This window comes from Pseudomonas sp. RIT623 (genome assembly GCF_004519305.1).
Lineage (GTDB): Bacteria > Pseudomonadota > Gammaproteobacteria > Pseudomonadales > Pseudomonadaceae > Aquipseudomonas.
The window spans coordinates 1-20,375 of sequence record NZ_SOZA01000013.1 but is presented as its reverse complement, the minus strand read 5'-3'; the positions used below and the strand labels follow the sequence as shown (position 1 = coordinate 20,375).

Genomic DNA, 20,375 nt, shown 5'->3' with positions numbered 1-20,375 from the left:
GGGTTTGGACTTATTATTGGCGCAAATGATGGCGGCGATGCTAGCGGGAATCGGTAGGGTTAGCCAAGGATTTGAATTTGCTGGGCTTTTGATTGCGTTGAAACACTAGGCTTGCTGCTTTGCGCGGCCCCTGTAGGAGCGGCCTTGTGTCGCGATGGGGCGCGTAGCGGCCCCAGGTTTTCAGTGTTGCCTCAGATATTGCCGGGGCTGCTTTGCAGCCCATCGCGACACAAGGCCGCTCCTACAGGGACCGCGTTGGCCGGTCGGACCAGGACATTAATGCAGTTCAGCCTCGGGCACTGTCATTTGCCGGGCAATATTCTCCGGCCGCCACTGTTGCCTGGCCACGGCAAGCACCTCGGCCGGGCTGGCGCCCGCCAGCGCCGGATCGGTCTGCTGGCCAAGCGCGCGCAGCGCCCGCAAGAGCAACGGCGTGGCCTGGTCGGCCTCCAGCGGCGGCGAGCGATACGACTTGCCCAGCTTGTGCCCGTCGGGCTGCACGATCAGCGGAATATGCAGGTAGCGCGGCTGCGAAAAACCCAGCAACTCCTGCAGGTACAGCTGGCGCGGGGTGTTGTCCAGCAGGTCGGCGCCGCGCACGATGTCGCTGACGCCCTGCCAGGCATCGTCCAGCACCACCGCCAACTGGTAGGCATAGAGCCCGTCGCGGCGCTGGATGACGAAGTCGCCCACCTCGCGGCCCAAGTGCTGTTCGAACGGGCCTTGGACGCGGTCGTTGAAGCGGTAGATCAGTTCCGGCACCCGCAGGCGAATCGCCGCGCCTTCGCGGGCGTGGCCGGCATCGCGGCAAAAGCCTGGGTAGATGCCGTTGTGGCCCTCGAGTTGCTTGCGCGAACAGGTGCAGGCATAGGCCAGGCCCATGCTGAACAAGCGGTCCACGACAGCGGCGTAGGCCTCGTGGCGCTGGCTCTGGAACACTACCTCAGCGTCCCACTCCAGGCCGTAGCGCTCCAAGGTCTGCAGGATCGCGTCGCGGGCGCCAGGCATTTCCCGGGGAGGGTCGGTATCTTCCATGCGCAGCAGCCAGCGCCCGCCGACCGCGCGGGCGTCGAGCCAGGAGGCGAGGGCGGCGACCAGAGAGCCGAAGTGCAGGAAACCACTGGGGGTGGGGGCGAAGCGGCCGATGTAGCGGGAGTCGGTCATGGATTGCGCAGCTATATAAATGAAAACGGGGCGCATGATGCGCCCCGCTTGGGTGGGAAAAGGGTCAGCCTTTGCCGACGGTCTTTTCCTTCTTCTCCGCGATTTCCTTGCAGTCGAAGCACAGGTCGGCGGTAGGACGGGCCTCGAGGCGGCGCAGGCCGATCTCGATGCCACAGGACTCGCACCAGCCGTACTCGTCGGCCTTGATCTTGTCGAGGGTCTTGTCGATCTTCTTGATCAGCTTGCGCTCGCGATCGCGGTTGCGCAGCTCCAGGGCGAATTCTTCTTCCTGGCTGGCTCGGTCGGCCGGGTCGGGGAAGTTGGCTGCTTCGTCCTTCATGTGGTCCACGGTGCGATCGACACTGACCATCAGCTCGCCTTTCCAGGCATTAAGGAGCTTGGTGAAGTGTTTTTTCATGGGCTCGCCCATGTACTCCTCACCCTTGGTCTCTACGTAAGGCTCGACACCGTACATGGTCTGGACTTTTTGCTTTTCTACGGTGGACATGAATAGACCGCCTCTCACTCATCTGATCCAATGCGCAGGCTTGCTTCCATCTCCGGCGCCCGCCGGCCCTGCGACTGCGAGCCGCCGAACTTACCAGATAGATCCGGGGTGCGCTACCCCGCCCTATGCCTGCTATTGACAGCGGCGCGGGCGGCACGTTCGCAGGCCCGCACAGGTAGAATCACCAGTTTAGACCTAATTGAGAGAAGGCCCATGGCTCAGCCACACAGTGCGCGCAGTCGCGCCATCGAACCCTTCCACGTGATGGCCCTGTTGGCGCGCGCCAACGAGCTGCAGGCAGCGGGCCACGACGTGATCCACCTGGAGATCGGCGAGCCCGACTTCACCACCGCCGCGCCGATCGTCGCCGCCGGCCAGGCCGCCCTGGCCGCCGGGCACACCCGTTACACGGCTGCCCGCGGCTTGCCGCAGCTGCGTGAGGCAATCGCCGGGTTCTACGGCCAACGCTACGGCGTGGACCTCGACCCGGAGCGCGTGCTCATCACCCCGGGCGGTTCCGGCGCGCTGCTGCTGGCCAGCAGCCTGTTGGTCGACCCGGGCAAGCACTGGCTGCTGGCCGACCCGGGCTATCCGTGCAACCGCCACTTCCTGCGCCTGGTCGAAGGTGGCGCGCAACTGGTGCCGGTGGGGCCGGAGGTCAATTACCAGCTGACCGCCGACCTGGTCGAGCGCCACTGGGACAAGGACACGGTCGGTGCCCTGGTGGCCTCGCCAGCCAACCCAACGGGCACGGTGCTCGAGCGCGACGAGCTGGCCAGCCTTTCCAAGGCTACCCGCGAGCGCCATGGGCATCTGGTGGTGGACGAGATCTACCACGGCCTCACCTACGGCATGGAGGCGCCGAGCGTGCTGGAAGTCGACGATGAGGCCTTCGTCCTGAACAGTTTTTCCAAATATTTCGGCATGACCGGCTGGCGGCTGGGCTGGCTGGTAGCGCCGCCATCGGCGGTAGCGGACCTGGAAAAGCTGGCGCAGAACCTCTACATCAGTGCTCCGAGCATGGCCCAGCATGCCGCGCTGGCCTGTTTCGAGGCGCAAACCCTGGCCATCCTCGAGGAACGCCGCGCCGAGTTCGCCCGCCGCCGCGACTACCTGTTGCCGGCATTGCGTGAGTTGGGCTTCGGTATCGCCGTGGAGCCGCAAGGCGCCTTCTATCTGTATGCCGATATCAGCGCGTTCGGCGGCGATGCCTTCGCGTTCTGCCGGCACTTCCTCGAAACCGAGCACCTGGCATTCACCCCGGGGCTGGACTTCGGTCGTCATCAGGCCGGCCACCATGTGCGTTTTGCCTACACCCAGAGCCTGCCGCGCCTGGAAGAGGCGGTACAGCGCCTCGCCCGTGGCTTGAAAAGCTGGCAGGGCTGACGGATGTTGTTTCCGCAACTGGAACAGGCGCGCCTGCTGCGCCGCTATAAACGCTTCCTGGCCGACATCGAACTGGCAACTGGCGAGCAGTTGACCATTCACTGCCCCAACACCGGCTCCATGCTCAATTGCATGCGCGAGGGCGGGCAGGTGTGGTTCAGCCGCTCCAACGACCCCAAGCGCAAGCTGCCCGGTACCTGGGAAATCAGCGAGACGCCCCAGGGCCGGCTGGCCTGCGTCAATACCGGGCGGGCCAATGCGGTGGTGGAGGAAGCGCTGCGGGCCGGGGTGATCAGCGAGCTGGCCGGGTTCACCACGCTCAAGCGTGAAGTGGCATATGGCGAGGAACGTAGCCGTATCGACTTCTACCTGGAGTTCGCCAATGGCGACAAAGCCTACGTCGAGGTCAAGAGCGTGACCCTCGGTTATCCCGATACCCCTGTGGCGGCGTTCCCCGACGCCGTTACCCAGCGTGGAGCCAAACACCTGCGCGAGCTGGCCGCCCTGGCACGCCAGGGCATCCGTGCGGTGCAGCTGTATTGCGTGAACCTGACTGGCATCGAGGCCGTGCGCCCGGCCCAGGAGATCGACGCCGCCTACGCCCAGGCACTGCGCGCCGCGGTGGCGGGAGGGGTCGAGGTACTGGCCTACGGCACGCGCCTGGATGCCCGGCAACTGGTCATCGACCGGCCGCTGCCAGTACTGCTCAATCCGTGAACCAGATGCCCTGGCTGTCTTCCCGGCAGTCCAGGGCCTCCAGCCATTCGCCCGCGCAGGGGCCAGTGATGCATTCGCCGCTTTCTACCAGGAACTGGGCCCCGTGATGGGCGCACTGGATCAGGCTCGCGCTGTCATCGAGAAAGCCGTCCGCCGCCCAGTTCAGCGGGATGCCCCGGTGCGGGCAGCGGTTGCGGTAGAGGTGGACCGTGCCCTGGCGGCGCACGCCGAACAGCGCTATGCCGGCTACGCTGAAGGCGCGGCTGTTGCCCTCGGCGAGGTCGTTGGAGGCGCAGAGAAAATGCATCGCAGCGGAGTCTTCCGGTTAAGCCGTGTGACAAAGGGATGGCTTGACGCTTCAATGCGAATAATTATCAAATTGCCCGCATTCGTCGCGCCAGGCTGTCTATGGTGCGCACTTGTGCCGCCCGCCACAAGGTGTGCTGCCCGCCCTCTGCAAAGGAATCCGATGATGCGCCGTCCCGCTGCCTTGATTGCTCTGTGCGCCGGTCTTGCCCTGTCTACCCACACCATGGCCGCCGAGCTGCCACAGCGCTGGGTAAGCGCCGGCGGTGCCTTGAGCGAGTGGATCAGCGCCCTGGGTGGCGAGCAGCGCTTGGTCGGTGTCGACACCACCAGCCAGCACCCCGAGTCACTCAAGGCGCTGCCCAGCATCGGCTACCAGCGCCAGCTGTCGGCCGAGGGCGTGCTCAGCCTGCGCCCGGATGTGCTGGTAGGCACCGAGGAAATGGGGCCACCGCCGGTGCTGGCGCAGATCCGCAAGGCCGGCGTGCGCGTCGAGCTATTCTCCAGCAAGGCCGAGCTGCGGGCGGTGGAGGAAAACCTCAAGCACCTCGGCGCATTGCTGGGCAATGAAAAGCAGGCGAGCGAACTGGCCGGCGACTATCGCCAGCAACTGGAGCAGGTGCACAAGCAGGTCGAGCAAGCCCAGGCCGGGCAGCAGGCGCCGGGCGTGCTGCTGCTGGTCGGGCATGCCGGCGCCAAGCCGATGATCGCCGGGCAGGGCACCGCCGGTGACTGGCTGCTGCGCCAGGCCGGTGGTCGTAACCTGGCCGAGCACCAAGGCTACAAGAATTTCTCGGTGGAGGCCCTGGCCGCGCTGAACCCCGATGTGCTGGTGTTCTCTGACCGCGCCCTCAGCGGCGAGCAGGCGTTGTCGGCGCTGCTCAAGGAAAACCCGGCCCTGGCGGCCTCGCGGGCGGTGCGTGAACAGCGCCTGGTGTCGCTCGATCCGACGCTGTTGGTCGGTGGCCTGGGCCCGCGTCTGCCTGCCACCTTGCATGAGCTGGCAGGCAGCTTCTATCCCGCCGCCAAGGCCAGCCTCAATCCATGATGCCGCGGGTTCGTCCACGTACGTTGTTCATTACCCTGGCCTTGCTGTGCCTGTTGGCGGTGTGGCTGTCGCTGGCGCTGGGGCCGGTCAGCCTGCCGCTGTTCGATACCCTGCGCGCAGGCTTGCGGCTGTTCGGCCTGCCGCTGGCAGGGGATGGCCTGGAACAGGCCGAACTGATCCTGGGGCAGATTCGCCTGCCGCGCACCTTGCTGGGCTTGGCGGTGGGCGCTGTACTGGCGCTGTCGGGCGTGGCGATGCAGGGGTTGTTCCGCAACCCGCTGGCCGACCCGGGGCTGGTGGGGGTGGCCAGTGGCGCGGCGCTGGGTGCGGCGGTGGCGATCGTCGGTGGCAGTTGGCTGGGGGGGATCCCCGAGTGGTTCGCGCCTTACTTGCTGTCGCTGTGTGCCTTTGGCGGCGGCCTCGGGGTGACGGCGATGGTCTACCGCCTGGGGCGGCGCGACGGGCAGACCAACGTGGCGACCATGCTGCTGGCCGGTATTGCGATGACCGCGCTGGGGGGCTCGGCGGTGGGGCTGTTCACCTACCTCGCCGACGACGCCACCCTGCGCACCCTGACATTCTGGAACCTGGGCAGCCTCAACGGTGCCAGCTACGAGCGGCTGTGGCCATTGCTGCTGGTGGCGACGGCGGTAGCGCTGTGGTTGCCGCGGCGGGCCCAGGCGCTCAACGCGTTGCTGCTGGGTGAGTCGGAGGCGCGTCACTTGGGCATCGAAGTGGAGGCGCTCAAGCGCGAACTGGTGTTCTGCACCGCCCTGGGTGTCGGCGCGGCGGTGGCCGCAGCCGGGTTGATCGGCTTCATCGGCCTGGTGGTGCCGCACCTGGTGCGGCTGGTGGCCGGGCCTGACCACCGGGTGCTGCTGCCCGCGTCGTTGCTGGCCGGCGGCACGCTGCTGCTGTTCGCCGACCTGATCGCGCGCCTGGCGCTGGCCCCGGCAGAGCTGCCGATCGGCATCGTCACGGCCTTCATCGGGGCGCCGTTCTTCCTGTTCCTGCTGGTGAAGGTGCGCAACTGATGCTCGATGTTCAAGGCCTGTCTCTGACCCGTGGCGGCAACCAGGTGCTGAGCGATATCACCCTGACGTTGCAGCCAGGGCAGATTCTCGGGGTACTGGGGCCCAATGGCGCCGGCAAGAGCAGCCTGTTGGGCGCGCTGTGCGGTGAGCTGACACCTGGCGCCGGGCATGTTCACCTCGATGGGCGCGCGCTGAGTGACTGGGCCGGGCAGGCGCGGGCCAGGCGCCTGGCGGTGTTGCCGCAAGCCTCCAGCCTGGGTTTTGCCTTCAGCGTCGAGGAGGTCGTCGGCCTGGGGCGTCTACCCCATGCCAGTGGCCGCCAGCGCGACCGCGAGATCGTCGCCGCGGCGTTGGCGGCGGCGGACGCGCAACACCTGGTCGCGCGCAGCTACCTGGCGTTGTCCGGTGGCGAGCGCCAGCGCGTGCACCTGGCCCGGGTGCTGGCGCAGTTGTGGCCGGGCGAGGCCGGCACCACGTTGCTGCTCGACGAGCCGACCTCGGCGCTCGACCCGCTGCATCAGCACACCACCTTGCAGGCCGTACGGGATTTCGCCGATCGTGGCGCGGCGGTGCTGGTGATCCTGCATGACCTCAACCTGGCGGCACGCTACTGTGACCAGATCCTGTTACTGGAGCAGGGCCGCTGCCATGCGCTGGATACCCCCGAACAGGTGTTGACCCCGGTGGCGCTGCGCGCCGTGTTCGGTATCGATGTGCTGGTGCAAGCGCACCCGGAGCGCGGCCATCCGTTGATCATCACTCGCTAGGAGCCCGAGCCATGCGCCATCCCCTGTTGTCCGGCCTGCCGATCTGCCTGGCGCTGGTCTTGGCGGGCTGCCAGGCCAGCCTGCCACCGCTGCCGGCCTGGCAGAGCAGCGAAGGGCATGACAGCACGCAGTTGGGGCAGATCCGCGAGTTGTCCACAGGCAGGCTCCTGAACCCTGAGCAACTGGTCGAACGCCTGGCCGACGCACCCCGGGTACTGGTGGGCGAGAAGCACGACAACCCTGATCACCATGCCTTGCAACTCTGGTTGTTGCAGGCACTGGACAGCCGCAGGCCCCAGGGCAGCCTGCTGCTGGAAATGCTTGAGCCCGGCCAGCAAGCAAGGGTCGACGCGCAAAAGGGCAAGTTCCCTGCGGACCTGCCCAAGGCGCTTGACTGGCAGGTGGGCTGGGGCTGGAACCTGTATGGGCCGATCGTGCGCGAAGCCCTGGCGCGACCCTACCCACTGCTGGCTGCCAACTTGACCCCCGTGGAAATCAAGCAAGCCTACCGTCAACCCTCGACACCGCCAGGCCCGCGGTCCAATGCGCCTGCCGTGGTTCAGGGGCTGCGCGAATACGTGCGCGCAGGCCACTGTGACCTGCTGCCAGCAAGCCAGCTGCCAGCGATGCTCAGTGTTCAGCAGCAGCGTGACCGGCGCATGGCCGAGCGTCTACTCGACGCGCCGCAACCGGCCATGCTGTTCGCCGGCAGCTTCCATGCGCGCAAGGACCTTGGCGTGGCCCTGCACCTGATCGATCTCGGCGCCCGGGGTGAAAGCCAGGTGTTGCTGCTGGCGGAGGTTGGGGAGGTGATCGAGCCGGCCATGGCCGACTACGTCTGGTTTACCGCGGCGCTCCCGGCACAGGACTACTGCGCTCAACTGCGCAAGGCTCCTTGAAATACAGGCAAAAAAAGACCCGGCAAAGTGCCGGGTCAATAACCGTGATTAGCCTGATGAGGAGATAATCTGAGCGTCCGAACCAGGGAGCATTCAGTTTATCCAACCAGTCTCGCGACCAGTTGTGATAATCATAACGATTCTCATTTCGGAGTCAATGCCTTTTGCCAATTTATTTTTCACTCTTCTGTGGCTGGCACTTGGCATCGAGCTGTTGGTTGAGCGCCTGCTTGCGTTCGGCCGGCAGGTCGTTCCAGTGCATGTCCAGCAGGGCGCCCTCGATGGCATACAACAACACCTTCGAAGCCCGGAAACCCCGCGTTCTTACCGCCTGGTAGGCACTCACCGCGCCGAGCCGGCGCAAGTCCGATGCACTGTGGATCCCGACAGCGTGCAGCCATTGCGCGGAGGTCTTGCCAAGGTTTTTCAGATGCTGCAATTCATCGTTCATCGAGCCTCCTTGCGATGGCTGAACGGGTCTTGTGGATAAATCGCGAGCAGGTCAGTGAGGAGTGTAGCGGGGGTTGGCAATTACGCGGCCTTTTGCCATCTGCCGCCGACAGGCTGCCAGTAGCACGCATGCACCACAGGACCGGTCTTGCTGGCGACCAACCGAGTAACGGTTCGCCAGCAAGGCTGGCTCCTACAAGAAACCTCGGGGTCAGCGGGCGGTGCGATAGCGCATGCGCGTGCCGAATTTCACCGACATCAGGATCTCGTCGGCGCTCAGTTCGGCGGGGAAGTAGGTTCCGGAAATCTGCGCATGGGCCAGGCTCGCGCCTTCCAGGCCATTCTCGCGCAGGTCCAGGCCACGCAGGTCGGCAGCGCGGAAATAGGCGTCGGTGAAGTCGATGCCTTGAACATCCAGGGCGCGCAGGTCGAGGCCGCGGAAATCGCCACCGCGAAAATCGATCGAAGGGTGCGCGGCCTTGACCCGGTTGAACTCAGCGATCTTCTCGTCGCGGACCAGGGTGAACAGTTGGTTGTCCAGCTGGCGGGGTTGGTTCATGGCGGCGCCTCCTTGGGGGTGTGATGATATTGTAATGCCATCACTGAAGAGGCGCCTGACTTCAGGCGTGAACTGTCGACTGCTTCACGCCTGGCGGGTCAAAGGCCGGGCAGGCGTTGGCGAATCTGCTCGATCACCTTGTTCATGTTGTTGGCGTCCTGGGTGTCGACGCGGGTGCTTTGCGCCAGCTCTTCGGCATCCAGCGGCTCGCGGCTGGCCTGTTGCGCCTGGATCACCTCCAAGGTGGCATCCGAAGGGTCGATGGCTTCGGCCTGGCGCTGGGCCAGCCAGCTGGCGATCACCGCGTCGGGCGCCTGGCAGTCGAGGATCAGCAACGGCACGCCGGTTTCGCTGGCGACCTGCGCCGCTGCCTTGCGCTGGTCTTGCTTGAGGTAGGTAGCGTCGATCACTACCGGGAAACCGGCGTGCAGGATGATCGCGGCCAGTTCATGCAGGCGCTGGTAGGTGGCAGCGCTGGCTTCTTTATCGTAGATGCCGGTCTCGAGTTGGCCTGCGTTGTCTGCCGATTGTTTGCCGAACAGGCGCTTGCGCTCGACATCCGAACGCACGCGCACCGCGCCCAGCGCCTCGACCAGGCGCATGGCCACGTGGCTCTTGCCCACTGCCGAGACGCCCTGGGTGATGGCCAGCAGGCGCGAAGGGATGGCGCTGTAGCTTTCGGCCAGGTTGGCATAGTTGCGGTAGGTGCGCAGGGTAGTGGCGCGCTGCACGCCATCGGCGTCCGGCGCCAGGCTGAACAGCGCGACCTTGGCCCGCACCAGGGCGCGATAAGCCTTGTAGAAGTTCAGCAGTTCCAGGCCTTGGTAGTCACCGGTCAGCTCCAGGTACTGGCTGATGAAACGCCGCGACAGGCACTTCAGGCCGCGGTCCTCGAGGTCCATGGCCAGGAAGCCGACATCGGCATAGACGTCGGTCAGGCGGAACGGCTCGTTGAACTCGATGCAGTCGAAGATCACCACCTTGCCGTCGATCAGGGTGGCGTTGCCCAGGTGGATGTCGCCGTGGCATTCGCGAATGAAACCGTTGGCCTTGCGCGCCTCGAGCAGGCCGTGCAGGCGCTTGAAGCTGTCCTGGGCCCAGGCTTGCAGGTTGTCCAGTTGTTGCAGATCGGCCTTGTCGCTGAGGAATGGGCGGATCTGCTCGAAGTTCTGCTCCACCGGTGCCATCACCGCGTCCGGGGTGCCCAGCGGGTGGTCGACCGACACTCTCGGCGCCTGCAGGTGGAACTCGGCGATCTGCTGGGCCATCTGGTCGATGTGCCCGGCGTTCAGTTCGCCGTTGGCCTGCAGGGTGCTGAGCATCTGGCCCTGGGGGAACTGGCGCATTTTCAGGGCGTACTCGATAGGCGCACCCTCGCCGTTCAGCACAGGGGCCTCGGCGCTGCCGGTAATCGGCAGCACTTCCAGGTACAAGCCTTCGGTCAGGCGTTGGTTCAGGCGCAGCTCTTCGTTACAAAAATGCCCGCGCTGGTCGAGGCCGGTGAAGTCGAGGAAGCCGAAGTTCATCGGCTTCTTGATCTTGTAGGCGTATTCGCCAGTGAGCAAAACCCAGGAGATATGCGTCTCGATGAGCTGGAAGCCCGCGACGGGGTGCGGATAGAGGGCGGGGTTCTGCAGCGCGCTGATCAGGGCTTGGCTCACGGATCATCCTTCATGGGTCAGGGAATTCGAATCGGACATTATGGTCAATGGTGCCGTCCCTGCAAACCGCCGAGGGGCGCCTGCCCCCCTTTTCCAAAGTGCGTATAATCCGCCGCCATGACACGAACCCGAAATTCCCGCACCCCCAAAAAACGCCCGTCCGGCCGCTCCCGCGCCTGGCTAGGCTGGGCGCTCAAGCTCAGCCTGGTCGGCCTGGTGGTGATCGCCGGTTTCGCGGTCTACCTCGATGCCACCGTCCAGGAAAAGTTCTCCGGCAAGCGCTGGACCATCCCGGCCAAGGTGTATGCCCGGCCGCTGGAGCTGTTCGTCGGCCAGAAACTGAGCAAGAACGACTTCCTCACCGAGCTCGATGCCTTGGGTTATCGCCGCGAAAGTGTGGCCAATGGCCCTGGCGCCGCGTCGGTCAACGGCAACAATGTCGATCTCAACACCCGCGGCTTCCAGTTCTATGAAGGGATCGAACCGGCGCAGTTCGTACGCGTGCGTTTCTCTGGCGACTACGTTGCCGGCCTCAGCGGCGCCAATGGCGGCAAGCTCGACGTGGTGCGCCTCGAGCCGCTGATGATCGGCGGCATCTACCCGAAGAATCTTGAAGACCGCATCCTGGTCAAGATCGACCAGGTGCCACCGTATCTGCTGGAAACCCTGATCGCCACCGAGGACCGCGACTTCTACAGCCACTTCGGCGTGTCGCCCAAGTCCATCGCCCGGGCCGTCTGGGTGAACACCTCCTCGGGGGCCATGCGCCAGGGCGGCAGTACCCTGACCCAGCAGTTGGTGAAGAACTTCTTCCTCACCAACGAGCGCAGTCTCAGTCGCAAGCTGACCGAAGCTATGATGTCGCTGCTCCTGGAAGTGCACTACGACAAGCAGGAGATCCTCGAGGCCTACCTGAACGAAGTGTTCATCGGGCAGGACGGCCAGCGCGCCGTGCACGGCTTCGGTCTGGCCAGCCAGTTCTTCTTCAGCCAGCCGCTGCAGGAGCTCAAGCTGCACCAGATCGCCCTGCTGGTGGGCATGGTCAAGGGCCCGTCATACTACAACCCACGCCGCCACCCCGAGCGCGCCTTGCAACGGCGCAACCTGGTGCTCGACCTGCTCGCCGAGCAAGGCGTGGCCACTCAGGACGTGGTCGATGCGGCGAAGAAAATGCCCCTGGGCGTGACCAAGCGCGGCAGCCTGGCCGACAGCTCGTTCCCGGCCTTCCTCGACCTGGTCAAGCGTCAGCTGCGCCAGGACTACCGCGATGAAGACTTGACCGAAGAAGGCCTGCGCATCTTCACCAGTTTCGACCCGATCCTGCAGATGAAGGCCGAAACCGCCATGAGCGAGACCTTCAAGCGCCTGGCCGGGCGCAAGGGCGCCGACGAAGTCGAATCGGCGATGGTCGTCACCAACCCGGAAACCGGTGAGGTGCAAGCGCTGATCGGCAGCCGCCAGTCGGGCTTCGCCGGTTTCAACCGCGCCATCGATGCGGTGCGGCCGATCGGCTCGCTGGTCAAGCCGGCTGTCTACCTGACCGCGCTGGAACAGCCGAGCAAGTTCACCCTGACCACCTGGGTGCAAGACGAGCCGTTCTCGGTCAAGGGCGCCGATGGCCAGGTCTGGCGGCCACAGAACTACGACCGTCGCCCCCACGGCACCATCTACCTGTACCAGGGCCTGGCCAACTCCTACAACCTGTCCACCGCCAAGCTCGGCCTGGAAGTGGGCGTGCCGAACGTGATCAAGACCATCGGTCGGCTGGGTGTGCAGGTCGACTGGCCGGCGTTCCCGTCGATGCTGCTGGGGGCCGGTGGCATGTCGCCGATGCAGGTCGCGACCATGTACCAGACCATCGCCAATGGCGGTTTCAATACGCCGATGCGCGGTATCCGCAGCGTGCTCACCGCCGAAGGCGAGCCGCTCAAGCGCTACCCGTTCCAGATCCAGCAGACGTTCGACCCGGGCTCCATCTACCTGGTGCAGAACGCCATGCAGCGGGTGATGCGCGAAGGCACTGGCCGCTCGGTGTACAGCCAGCTGCCGAGCTCGCTGACCCTGGCCGGCAAGACCGGCACCAGCAACGACTCGCGCGACAGCTGGTTCTCTGGCTTCAGCCAGGACCTGCTGGCGGTGGTCTGGCTGGGCCGCGACGACAACGGCAAGACGCCGTTCACTGGCGCCACCGGTGCGCTGCAGGTGTGGACCAGCTTCATGAAGAAGGCCGATCCGCTGCCGCTGGACATGCCGCAGCCGGATAACGTGGTGCAGGCCTGGATCGACCCGTACAGCGGCCAAGGCTCCGACGGTAGCTGTCCGGGAGCGGTGCAGATGCCGTATATTCGCGGCAGTGAACCACCCGCTGGCGCCACCTGTGGTGGCGAGCAGAACCCGGCCGAATCGGTGATGGACTGGGTCAAGGGCTGGATGAATTGAGCACGAGCTTTGAAGAGGGTGTGAAGTGAACAAGTGGTGGATTCCTGCCTTGACCGCGGTGGCCGTATTGCACGGCTGTGCCAGTGTCCCGCGTGGCAACATCCCGGTGGTGGATTCGAGCACCCGGGTTTCCGACAACGAGCGGGTCATGGCCAAGCGCAACGCGGCCTACCCGACCAGCGGTGGCAGCCGCCAGTCGCAGGCGTTGCCGGAAGACTCCGGTGTCACCGTGATGATCCCGCAGGGCACCGGCGGCGCGCCGATCCAGTCGTTCCCGGCCGGTAGCAGCGCGGCGCCGATCAGCACCGGCCCGATCACTCCGGGCCCGGTCAGCAGTGGGCCGATCACCACCAATCCCAACCCGATTGCCGACGAACCGTTCGACATCGCCTCGATGAGCAAGCCGGCGCCTGCCAGTAGCGCGCCGACCGGCATCCCGCGCGCCAGCGGCGGCCTGTCTGCCGACGAGCAGCTCGACGGCCCGGTGCTGGCGCTGCTGACCACAGCCCAGCAGCAGCAGGGCAGTGGCGACTTCAACGGTGCTGCCTCCAGCCTGGAGCGTGCCCAGCGCATCGCCCCGCGCGAGCCGCAGGTGCTGTTCCGCCTGGCCCAGGTGCGCCTGTCCCAGGGCGATGCGGCGCAGGCCGAGCAACTGGCCCGCCGCGCGCTGACCTACGCCAACGGTCGTCCCGACCTGCAGGCGCAGTTGTGGAACACCATCGCCCAGGCCCGCGAGAAGCAGGGTGACAGCGCCGGCGCGGCGCTGGCGCGGCAGAAGGCGCGAGTCAACCTGTGATGGAACAGCGCATTCTCGATATCGCCGATCAACTATTGCTGATCGAGCAGGAGCTCAAGGTCCAGGGCTGGTGGAGCGACGCCCCCCCCAGTGCCGAGGCGTTGGCCAGCGTGGAGCCGTTCGCGGTGGACCGCATGAGCTTCGAACAGTGGCTGCAATGGATCTTCCTGCCGCGCATGAAGCTGATTCTCGAGCATGGGCACCCGTTGCCGAACGCCTCTGGCATCCTGGTGATGGCCGAGACGGTGTTCGTCGACCGCCCGGAACAAAGCCGCGAGCTACGGCGTTTGCTCGCAACTTTCGACCAATTGATCGCGCCTTCCGCCTGATTTCTACCGTTTTTCCTTCAAGGGCCGCAGATTGTGGCCCTTTTTTATGGAAATCTTATTTTTCCTGCTGCTGCTCGCGCCATTAGTGGTGGTGAGAATTCATCTTGATGAAAAATTGGCAATAATTTCTCTTGACTTGTGAGCGCCGAATCACAAGAATCCAGATTCCGCTGTAGAGGGACTGCCAGAAGCAGACCCGCTAAGCAGATCATGAGGCGCACACCCGCGCCGACTTGCTACACCCCGCAACGCGTTACCTCGCGCTGGGTGGGAAAGCCCGCAACACACCAGGGTATTCCCAATACTTGCTCAGTCAGTGCTGACGTTCGCTCATGCTCTGCTTGGCAGTAAACCTAATAAGACCCGCTCAGTGAGGGCGGTATTCTGGCGTTTTAGAGGTGAACAACGTGGAGCTCTTATCCGGCGCTGAAATGGTCGTCCGCTTCTTGCGCGACGAAGGCGTTAAGCACATCTACGGGTACCCTGGCGGTGCTCTCCTGCATGTTTACGATGCCTTGTTCAAGGAACCGGAAGTCCAGCACATCCTGGTTCGCCACGAACAGGCTGCCACCCATATGGCGGACGGATACGCCCGTGCCACCGGCAAGGCCGGCGTGGTACTGGTGACTTCCGGTCCAGGCGCGACCAATGCCATCACCGGCATTGCCACCGCCTACATGGATTCCATCCCGATGGTCATCCTGTCTGGCCAGGTGCCCAGCACCATGGTCGGCACCGATGCCTTCCAGGAAACCGACATGATCGGTATCTCGCGGCCGATCGTGAAGCACAGCTTCATGGTCAAGCATGCCTCGGAAATTCCTGAAGTCCTGAAAAAAGCCTTCTATCTGGCGCAATCCGGCCGTCCCGGTCCGGTGGTGGTCGACATTCCAAAAGATATGACCAACCCGGCCGAGAAGTTCGAGTACATCTACCCGAAAAAGGTCAAACTGCGCTCGTATAGCCCGGCCCTGCGTGGCCACTCCGGGCAGATCCGCAAGGCAGCCGAAATGCTCCTGGCGGCCAAGCGGCCAATCGTCTATGCCGGTGGCGGCGTGATTCTCGGCGGTGGCTCCGAAGCCCTCACCGAAATCGCCAAGTCGCTGAACCTGCCAGTCACCAACACCCTCATGGGCCTCGGTGGCTTCCCAGGTACCGACCGCCAGTTCCTCGGCATGCTCGGCATGCACGGCAGCTACACCGCCAACCTGGCCATGCACAACGCCGACGTGATCTTCGCCGTCGGTGCGCGCTTCGACGACCGCGTGGTCAACGGCCCGGCCAAGTTCTGCCCGAACGCCAAGATCATCCATATCGACATCGACCCGGCGTCGATCTCGAAGATGATCAAGGCCGACGTGCCGATCGTCGGCCCGGTCGAGAGCGTGCTCAGCGAAATGCTCGGCATCCTCAAGGAAATCGGCGAACAGCCCGACAAGGCAGCGCTGGATGCCTGGTGGAAGCAGATCGACGAATGGCGTGGCGATGGCGAGCTGTTCCCCTACGACAAGGGCGACGGCAACATCATCAAGCCGCAACAGGTCATCGAGACCCTGTGCGAAGTGACCAAGGGCGATGCCTTCGTCACCTCCGACGTTGGCCAGCACCAGATGTTCGCGGCGCAGTACTACCGCTTCAACAAACCCAACCGCTGGATCAACTCCGGTGGCCTGGGCACCATGGGCTTCGGTTTCCCGGCGGCCATGGGCATCAAGCTCAACTTCCCCGACCAGGACGTGGCCTGCGTGACCGGTGAAGGCAGCATCCAGATGAACATCCAGGAGCTGTCCACCTGCATGCAGTACGGCTTGCCGGTGAAGATCGTCAACCTGAACAACGGTGTGTTGGGCATGGTCCGCCAATGGCAGGACATGGCCTACAACGGCCGCCACTCGCACTCCTATGTCGAGTCGCTGCCGGACTTCGTCAAGCTGGCCGAGGCCTATGGCCATGTGGGTATCCGCATCACCAGCCTGAAGGACCTCAAGCCCAAGCTCGAGGAAGCCTTCGCGATGAAGGATCGCCTGGTGTTCATCGATATCGCGGTCGACCGTACCGAGCACGTCTATCCGATGCAGATCAAGGATGGCTCGATGCGTGACATGTGGCTGAGCAAGACGGAGCGTACCTGATATGCGGCATATCATTTCCCTGCTGCTGGAAAACGAACCCGGTGCCTTGTCTCGCGTGGTCGGCCTGTTCTCCCAGCGCAACTACAACATTGAAAGCCTGACCGTGGCACCGACCGAAGACCCGACCCTGTCGCGTCTGACGCTGACCACCGTTGGCCATGACGAGGTGATCGAGCAGATCACCAAGAACCTCAACAAGCTGGTCGAAGTGGTCAAGCTTGTCGACCTCTCGGAAAGCGCTCACATCGAGCGTGAACTGATGTTGGTCAAGGTCAAGGCCACCGGCGCCCAGCGGGCCGAGATCAAGCGCACCACGGATATTTTCCGTGGCCAGATCGTCGATGTGACCGCCAGCGTGTACACCGTGCAACTGAGCGGCACCAGCGACAAACTGGACAGCTTCATCCAGGCCATCGGTACCGCATCGATTCTCGAAACCGTGCGCAGTGGCGTCACCGGCATTGCCCGTGGCGACAAAGTGCTCAGCATCTAACTTCAAAAATAGCGATGGCTCCGCAGGGGCCGAGATATAACCAGGGGTATTTTCATGAAAGTTTTCTACGACAAAGACTGCGACCTCTCCATCATCCAGGGCAAGAAAGTCGCCATCATCGGCTACGGCTCCCAAGGCCACGCCCAGGCGTGCAACCTGAAGGACTCCGGTGTGGACGTTACCGTCGGTCTGCGTAAAGGTTCGGCTACCGTTGCCAAGGCTGAAGCCCACGGCCTGAAAGTGGCCGACGTGGCCAGCGCCGTCGCTGCCGCCGACCTGGTCATGATCCTGACCCCGGACGAGTTCCAGGGCCAGCTGTACAAGAACGAGATCGAGCCGAACATCAAGAAGGGCGCCACCCTGGCCTTCTCCCACGGCTTCTCGATCCACTACAACCAGGTCGTGCCGCGCGCCGACCTCGACGTGATCATGATCGCGCCGAAGGCCCCGGGCCACACCGTGCGCTCCGAGTTCGTCAAGGGTGGCGGCATCCCTGACCTGATCGCCATCTACCAGGACGCCTCGGGCAACGCCAAGAACGTCGCCCTGTCGTACGCCGCTGGCGTCGGTGGCGGCCGTACCGGCATCATCGAAACCACCTTCAAGGACGAGACCGAAACCGACCTGTTCGGTGAGCAGGCCGTGCTCTGCGGCGGTACCGTCGAGCTGGTCAAGGCCGGTTTCGAAACCCTGGTCGAGGCGGGCTACGCCCCAGAGATGGCCTACTTCGAGTGCTTGCACGAGCTGAAGCTGATCGTCGACCTCATGTACGAAGGCGGTATCGCCAACATGAACTACTCGATCTCCAACAACGCCGAGTACGGTGAGTACGTCACCGGCCCTGAAGTCATCAACGAAGAATCCCGCAAGGCCATGCGCAATGCTCTGAAGCGCATCCAGGACGGCGAATACGCGAAGATGTTCATCAGCGAAGGCGCCACCAACTATCCTTCGATGACCGCCAAGCGTCGCAACAACGCCGCCCACGGCATCGAGATCATCGGCGAGCAACTGCGTTCGATGATGCCGTGGATTTCGGCCAACAAGATCGTCGACAAGACCAAGAACTAAGGTCTGGCTCGATAGATGAAAAACGCGGCTTCGGCCGCGTTTTTTCGTTTGCGCGGCCAGCTTCTGGTATAAAGCGACCAGTGGCTCGCCGTCAGAACCTGTTTCGCGGGCCCATGTCGAACATATTCCACACTGTTGCAAGGTACTTTTCATGAGCGAACGTCCCGAAGAGCCGAACAAGCCCTCCGACGCCGAAAGCCTGCTACCTGTCGATGAGCACGTTGAAGAAGGTCATGACGCCGAAGGGCGCAAGGTCCGTCACCGCGGCATCTACCTGCTGCCCAACCTGTTCACTACCGCGAACCTGTTCGCCGGCTTCTATTCCATCATCAGCTCGATGAGCGCGCAGAGCGCCCTGAGTGCCGGCGACCCGCGCGAGGCGAGCAAGTATTTCGCCTTCGCCGCCATCGCCATCTTCGTCGCCATGGTCCTCGACGGTCTCGATGGCCGCGTGGCGCGCATGACCAACACGCAAAGTGCATTCGGCGCCGAGTACGACTCGCTGTCGGACATGGTCGCCTTCGGCGTGGCTCCGGCCTTGCTGGCATTCGGTTGGGCGCTGGGGGACATGGGCAAGGTCGGCTGGATGGTCGCCTTCATTTATGTAGCCGGTGCGGCACTGCGCCTGGCGCGTTTCAACACCCAGGTCGGCACCGCCGACAAGCGCTACTTCATCGGCCTGGCCAGCCCGGCTGCGGCAGGCGTGGTGGCGGGTACCGTGTGGGCATTCAGCGACTACGGCATCCAGGGCTCCAAGCTGTCGTTCCTGGTGGCGCTGCTGGTCGCCGCCGCCGGCATGCTGATGGTCAGCAACATCAAGTACAACAGCTTCAAGGAGCTCGATCTCAAGGGCCGCGTGCCGTTTGTCGCAATCCTTGCCGTGGTGCTGGTGTTCGCGGTGGTGTTCAGCGATCCACCGCGCATCCTGCTGCTGATCTTCCTGGCCTATGCTGCATCGGGGCCGATCCAGTTCCTGTTGCGGGCGCGCCGTCGCAAATCCTGACAAGGATTTAATCGCGGAATAACCTGCCGGCTCCATAGTCTTACGTGTACATCAGTTGCCCGTGCTATGGAGCCACCATGCTCATCAAGCTTCCCCGATCATCCGACTGCAAAGCATCGGAGATCACCCCCGAACATCTCTACCTCTCTCGCCGCTCGTTGCTGGGTGCTGGCCTGGCGGGTATCGCCCTGGGCGGATTGCCACGCTTGAGCCTGGGGGCAGAGATGTCCCGCTACGCCAACGTCGAAGCAGGGAATGCCCCAGGTTGGTTCAGCGACAAGCTCGCCAGTGCCCGTTGGCAGGCGGTGACGGTCAGCGGCGAGGCGATCACGCCATTCAAGGATGCCACCCACTACAACAACTTCTATGAGTTCGGGCCTGACAAGGGCGATCCGGCGGCCAATGCCGGCAGCCTCAAGACCGAGCCGTGGAGTCTGGTGGTCGATGGTGAAGTGGCCAAGCCCGGTCGCTATGCGTTGGAAGATTTCATCAAGCCCTACCAGCTCGAAGAGCGCATCTACCGGCTGCGCTGCGTCGAGGCCTGGTCGATGGTCATTCCGTGGTTGGGGTTTCCGTTGGCCGAGGTGCTCAAGCAGGTGGAGCCGACTTCGAAGGCACGCTACATCCGCTTCGAAACTCTGCAGGATTCGCAGCATATGCCGGGTCAACGTTCCGGTTTCGCCCTGATCAACTGGCCCTATGTGGAAGGGCTGCGCCTGGATGAAGCGATGAATCCGCTGGCGATCCTGGCGGTGGGCATGTATGGCCGTGAACTGGCCAACCAGAACGGCGCGCCACTAAGGCTGGTGGTGCCGTGGAAGTATGGCTTCAAGAGCATCAAGTCCATCGTGCGCATCAGCCTGGTGGCGCAGCAGCCGCATACCACCTGGCAAGGGCTGGCGCCGGAGGAGTATGGCTTCTATGCCAACGTCAATCCGACCGTGGATCACCCGCGCTGGACCCAGGCGCGGGAGCGGCGTTTGCCCAGTGGGCTGTTCAGTCCGAATGTGCGCGATACATTGATGTTCAATGGCTATGCCGATGAGGTGGCTTCTTTATATAGCGGGCTGGATCTACGGAAAAACTACTGATGCGCTATCCCTGGTTTCGCCTGGGCATTTTCATTGCAGGTTGCCTGTTTCCTGCCTGGTGGTTGTATGAGGCGTTGACGGGCTTGCTCGATCCGGATCCGGGAAAAGTGCTCATGGACCGTCTCGGCCTGGGAGCGTTGGTGTTCTTGTTGATCACCTTGAGCATGACGCCGCTGCAGCGGATCAGTGGCTGGTCGGGGTGGATCGTGGTGCGGCGGCAGCTGGGGTTGTGGTGCTTTGCTTATATAGTGCTGCACTTGATGGCTTACCTGGTGTTCATCCTGGGGCTGGACTGGGGGCAGTTCGGGGTGGAGTTGCGCAAGCGGCCTTACATTATTGTGGGGGCGCTGGGCTTTCTTGGGTTGCTGGTTTTGGCGGCCACCTCCAACCGCTATAGCCAGAAGCGCTTGGGTGCGCGGTGGAAGAAGCTGCACAAGCTGGTGTATGTGATTTTGGGGTTGGGGTTGCTGCATTTTTTGTGGATTGTGCGTTCGGATATACGCGAGTGGGCGATTTATGCGG

General features: G+C 63.8%; 21 protein-coding genes. 15 read left to right on the top strand and 6 right to left on the bottom strand.

Annotation, left to right across the window (positions count from 1 at the left end; all coding sequences use genetic code 11):
• Positions 1-276: 276 nt before the first annotated feature.
• Complete coding sequence (gluQRS, locus tag E3U47_RS11450) at positions 277-1,164, bottom strand: tRNA glutamyl-Q(34) synthetase GluQRS (protein ID WP_134691555.1); 888 nt, start codon at positions 1,162-1,164, stop codon at positions 277-279.
• A 64-nt stretch (positions 1,165-1,228) separates the two neighbouring features.
• Positions 1,229-1,672, bottom strand: a complete 444-nt coding sequence (gene dksA, locus E3U47_RS11445) for an RNA polymerase-binding protein DksA (RefSeq protein ID WP_134691554.1) — start codon at positions 1,670-1,672, stop codon at positions 1,229-1,231.
• A gap of 213 nt (positions 1,673-1,885) precedes the next feature.
• Here dksA and E3U47_RS11440 point away from each other — a divergent pair, with 213 nt between their 5' ends.
• Both E3U47_RS11440 and sfsA read left to right on the top strand, forming a co-directional pair.
• A complete protein-coding gene (locus E3U47_RS11440; protein WP_134691553.1) occupies positions 1,886-3,058 on the top strand; it encodes a pyridoxal phosphate-dependent aminotransferase in 1,173 nt (390 codons plus the stop codon).
• A gap of 3 nt (positions 3,059-3,061) precedes the next feature.
• Entirely contained in the window at positions 3,062-3,775 is a 714-nt protein-coding gene (gene sfsA / locus E3U47_RS11435; RefSeq protein ID WP_134691552.1) for a DNA/RNA nuclease SfsA, read from the top strand.
• Here sfsA and E3U47_RS11430 read toward each other — a convergent pair.
• Positions 3,765-4,082, bottom strand: coding sequence for a Rieske (2Fe-2S) protein (locus E3U47_RS11430; protein ID WP_134691551.1), 318 nt, complete (start codon positions 4,080-4,082; stop codon positions 3,765-3,767). The genes sfsA and E3U47_RS11430 overlap by 11 nt on opposite strands.
• A 162-nt stretch (positions 4,083-4,244) precedes the next feature.
• On the opposite strand from E3U47_RS11430, the gene E3U47_RS11425 reads away from it, so the two are divergent.
• Genes E3U47_RS11425 through E3U47_RS11410 form a run of 4 tightly spaced genes read left to right on the top strand, consistent with a single transcriptional unit; the run spans position 4,245 to position 7,829 of the window.
• Positions 4,245-5,129 carry a hemin ABC transporter substrate-binding protein gene (locus E3U47_RS11425; RefSeq protein ID WP_134691550.1) on the top strand — a complete coding sequence of 295 codons (885 nt, stop codon included), beginning with the start codon at positions 4,245-4,247 and terminating at the stop codon, positions 5,127-5,129.
• Positions 5,130-5,179: 50 nt separating this feature from the next.
• Positions 5,180-6,163, top strand: coding sequence for an iron ABC transporter permease (locus E3U47_RS11420; RefSeq protein WP_167659475.1), 984 nt, complete (start codon positions 5,180-5,182; stop codon positions 6,161-6,163).
• Positions 6,163-6,930, top strand: a complete 768-nt coding sequence (locus E3U47_RS11415; protein ID WP_134691548.1) for a heme ABC transporter ATP-binding protein — start codon at positions 6,163-6,165, stop codon at positions 6,928-6,930. Before E3U47_RS11420 ends, E3U47_RS11415 begins: the two co-directional genes overlap by 1 nt.
• Positions 6,931-6,941: 11 nt before the next feature.
• The gene (locus E3U47_RS11410) at positions 6,942-7,829 is read left to right on the top strand and encodes a ChaN family lipoprotein (protein ID WP_134691547.1); all 888 of its coding nucleotides are present in this window, start codon (positions 6,942-6,944) and stop codon (positions 7,827-7,829) included.
• Positions 7,830-8,001: 172 nt separating this feature from the next.
• Here E3U47_RS11410 and E3U47_RS11405 read toward each other — a convergent pair whose 3' ends face one another.
• The 3 genes from E3U47_RS11405 to E3U47_RS11395 all read right to left on the bottom strand — a co-directional run bounded on the left by E3U47_RS11405 (position 8,002) and on the right by E3U47_RS11395 (position 10,499).
• On the bottom strand, positions 8,002-8,280 hold the full coding sequence (locus tag E3U47_RS11405) for a TfoX/Sxy family protein (protein WP_134691546.1): 279 nt from the start codon (positions 8,278-8,280) through the stop codon (positions 8,002-8,004).
• Positions 8,281-8,490: 210 nt separating this feature from the next.
• Positions 8,491-8,838 carry a pentapeptide repeat-containing protein gene (locus E3U47_RS11400; protein WP_134691545.1) on the bottom strand — a complete coding sequence of 116 codons (348 nt, stop codon included), beginning with the start codon at positions 8,836-8,838 and terminating at the stop codon, positions 8,491-8,493.
• A 98-nt stretch (positions 8,839-8,936) separates the two neighbouring features.
• Positions 8,937-10,499, bottom strand: a complete 1,563-nt coding sequence (locus tag E3U47_RS11395) for a bifunctional aminoglycoside phosphotransferase/ATP-binding protein (RefSeq protein ID WP_134691544.1) — start codon at positions 10,497-10,499, stop codon at positions 8,937-8,939.
• Between the two features lie 117 nt (positions 10,500-10,616).
• On the opposite strand from E3U47_RS11395, the gene mrcB reads away from it, so the two are divergent.
• The 9 genes from mrcB to msrQ all read left to right on the top strand — a co-directional run.
• Entirely contained in the window at positions 10,617-12,938 is a 2,322-nt protein-coding gene (gene mrcB / locus E3U47_RS11390; RefSeq protein ID WP_134691543.1) for a penicillin-binding protein 1B, read from the top strand.
• A 25-nt stretch (positions 12,939-12,963) separates the two neighbouring features.
• Entirely contained in the window at positions 12,964-13,734 is a 771-nt protein-coding gene (locus E3U47_RS11385) for a M48 family metallopeptidase (protein ID WP_134691542.1), read from the top strand.
• Positions 13,731-14,063 (top strand): YqcC family protein, encoded by a 333-nt coding sequence (locus E3U47_RS11380; protein WP_134691541.1) that lies wholly within the window; start codon positions 13,731-13,733, stop codon positions 14,061-14,063. Before E3U47_RS11385 ends, E3U47_RS11380 begins: the two co-directional genes overlap by 4 nt.
• Positions 14,064-14,470: 407 nt before the next feature.
• Positions 14,471-16,195 carry an acetolactate synthase 3 large subunit gene (locus tag E3U47_RS11375; protein WP_134691540.1) on the top strand — a complete coding sequence of 575 codons (1,725 nt, stop codon included), beginning with the start codon at positions 14,471-14,473 and terminating at the stop codon, positions 16,193-16,195.
• Position 16,196: 1 nt separating this feature from the next.
• A complete protein-coding gene (gene ilvN, locus E3U47_RS11370) occupies positions 16,197-16,688 on the top strand; it encodes an acetolactate synthase small subunit (protein ID WP_003250040.1) in 492 nt (163 codons plus the stop codon).
• 54 nt (positions 16,689-16,742) lie between these two features.
• On the top strand, positions 16,743-17,759 hold the full coding sequence (gene ilvC, locus E3U47_RS11365) for a ketol-acid reductoisomerase (protein WP_038706849.1): 1,017 nt from the start codon (positions 16,743-16,745) through the stop codon (positions 17,757-17,759).
• 151 nt (positions 17,760-17,910) lie between these two features.
• Positions 17,911-18,762 carry a CDP-diacylglycerol--serine O-phosphatidyltransferase gene (gene pssA / locus E3U47_RS11360; protein WP_028691215.1) on the top strand — a complete coding sequence of 284 codons (852 nt, stop codon included), beginning with the start codon at positions 17,911-17,913 and terminating at the stop codon, positions 18,760-18,762.
• A 77-nt stretch (positions 18,763-18,839) separates the two neighbouring features.
• Entirely contained in the window at positions 18,840-19,853 is a 1,014-nt protein-coding gene (gene msrP, locus E3U47_RS11355; RefSeq protein ID WP_134691539.1) for a protein-methionine-sulfoxide reductase catalytic subunit MsrP, read from the top strand.
• The coding region (gene msrQ, locus E3U47_RS11350) for a protein-methionine-sulfoxide reductase heme-binding subunit MsrQ (RefSeq protein WP_134691538.1) at positions 19,853-20,375 on the top strand (523 nt) is incomplete at its 3' end. The genes msrP and msrQ, both read left to right, overlap by 1 nt.

Excerpts from the sequence above, each read along its gene's own strand:
- gluQRS (WP_134691555.1), bottom strand. The coding sequence starts at position 1,164 with ATGACCGACTCCCGCTACATCGGCCGCTTCGCCCCCACCCCCAGTGGT.
- dksA (WP_134691554.1), bottom strand. The coding sequence starts at position 1,672 with ATGTCCACCGTAGAAAAGCAAAAAGTCCAGACCATGTACGGTGTCGAG.
- ilvC (WP_038706849.1), top strand. The coding sequence starts at position 16,743 with ATGAAAGTTTTCTACGACAAAGACTGCGACCTCTCCATCATCCAGGGC.
- E3U47_RS11400 (WP_134691545.1), bottom strand. The coding sequence starts at position 8,838 with ATGAACCAACCCCGCCAGCTGGACAACCAACTGTTCACCCTGGTCCGC.
- E3U47_RS11410 (WP_134691547.1), top strand. The coding sequence starts at position 6,942 with ATGCGCCATCCCCTGTTGTCCGGCCTGCCGATCTGCCTGGCGCTGGTC.
- E3U47_RS11405 (WP_134691546.1), bottom strand. The coding sequence starts at position 8,280 with ATGAACGATGAATTGCAGCATCTGAAAAACCTTGGCAAGACCTCCGCG.
- E3U47_RS11425 (WP_134691550.1), top strand. The coding sequence starts at position 4,245 with ATGATGCGCCGTCCCGCTGCCTTGATTGCTCTGTGCGCCGGTCTTGCC.
- sfsA (WP_134691552.1), top strand. The coding sequence starts at position 3,062 with ATGTTGTTTCCGCAACTGGAACAGGCGCGCCTGCTGCGCCGCTATAAA.
- E3U47_RS11430 (WP_134691551.1), bottom strand. The coding sequence starts at position 4,082 with ATGCATTTTCTCTGCGCCTCCAACGACCTCGCCGAGGGCAACAGCCGC.
- ilvN (WP_003250040.1), top strand. The coding sequence starts at position 16,197 with ATGCGGCATATCATTTCCCTGCTGCTGGAAAACGAACCCGGTGCCTTG.
- msrP (WP_134691539.1), top strand. The coding sequence starts at position 18,840 with ATGCTCATCAAGCTTCCCCGATCATCCGACTGCAAAGCATCGGAGATC.
- pssA (WP_028691215.1), top strand. The coding sequence starts at position 17,911 with ATGAGCGAACGTCCCGAAGAGCCGAACAAGCCCTCCGACGCCGAAAGC.
- E3U47_RS11440 (WP_134691553.1), top strand. The coding sequence starts at position 1,886 with ATGGCTCAGCCACACAGTGCGCGCAGTCGCGCCATCGAACCCTTCCAC.
- mrcB (WP_134691543.1), top strand. The coding sequence starts at position 10,617 with ATGACACGAACCCGAAATTCCCGCACCCCCAAAAAACGCCCGTCCGGC.
- E3U47_RS11415 (WP_134691548.1), top strand. The coding sequence starts at position 6,163 with ATGCTCGATGTTCAAGGCCTGTCTCTGACCCGTGGCGGCAACCAGGTG.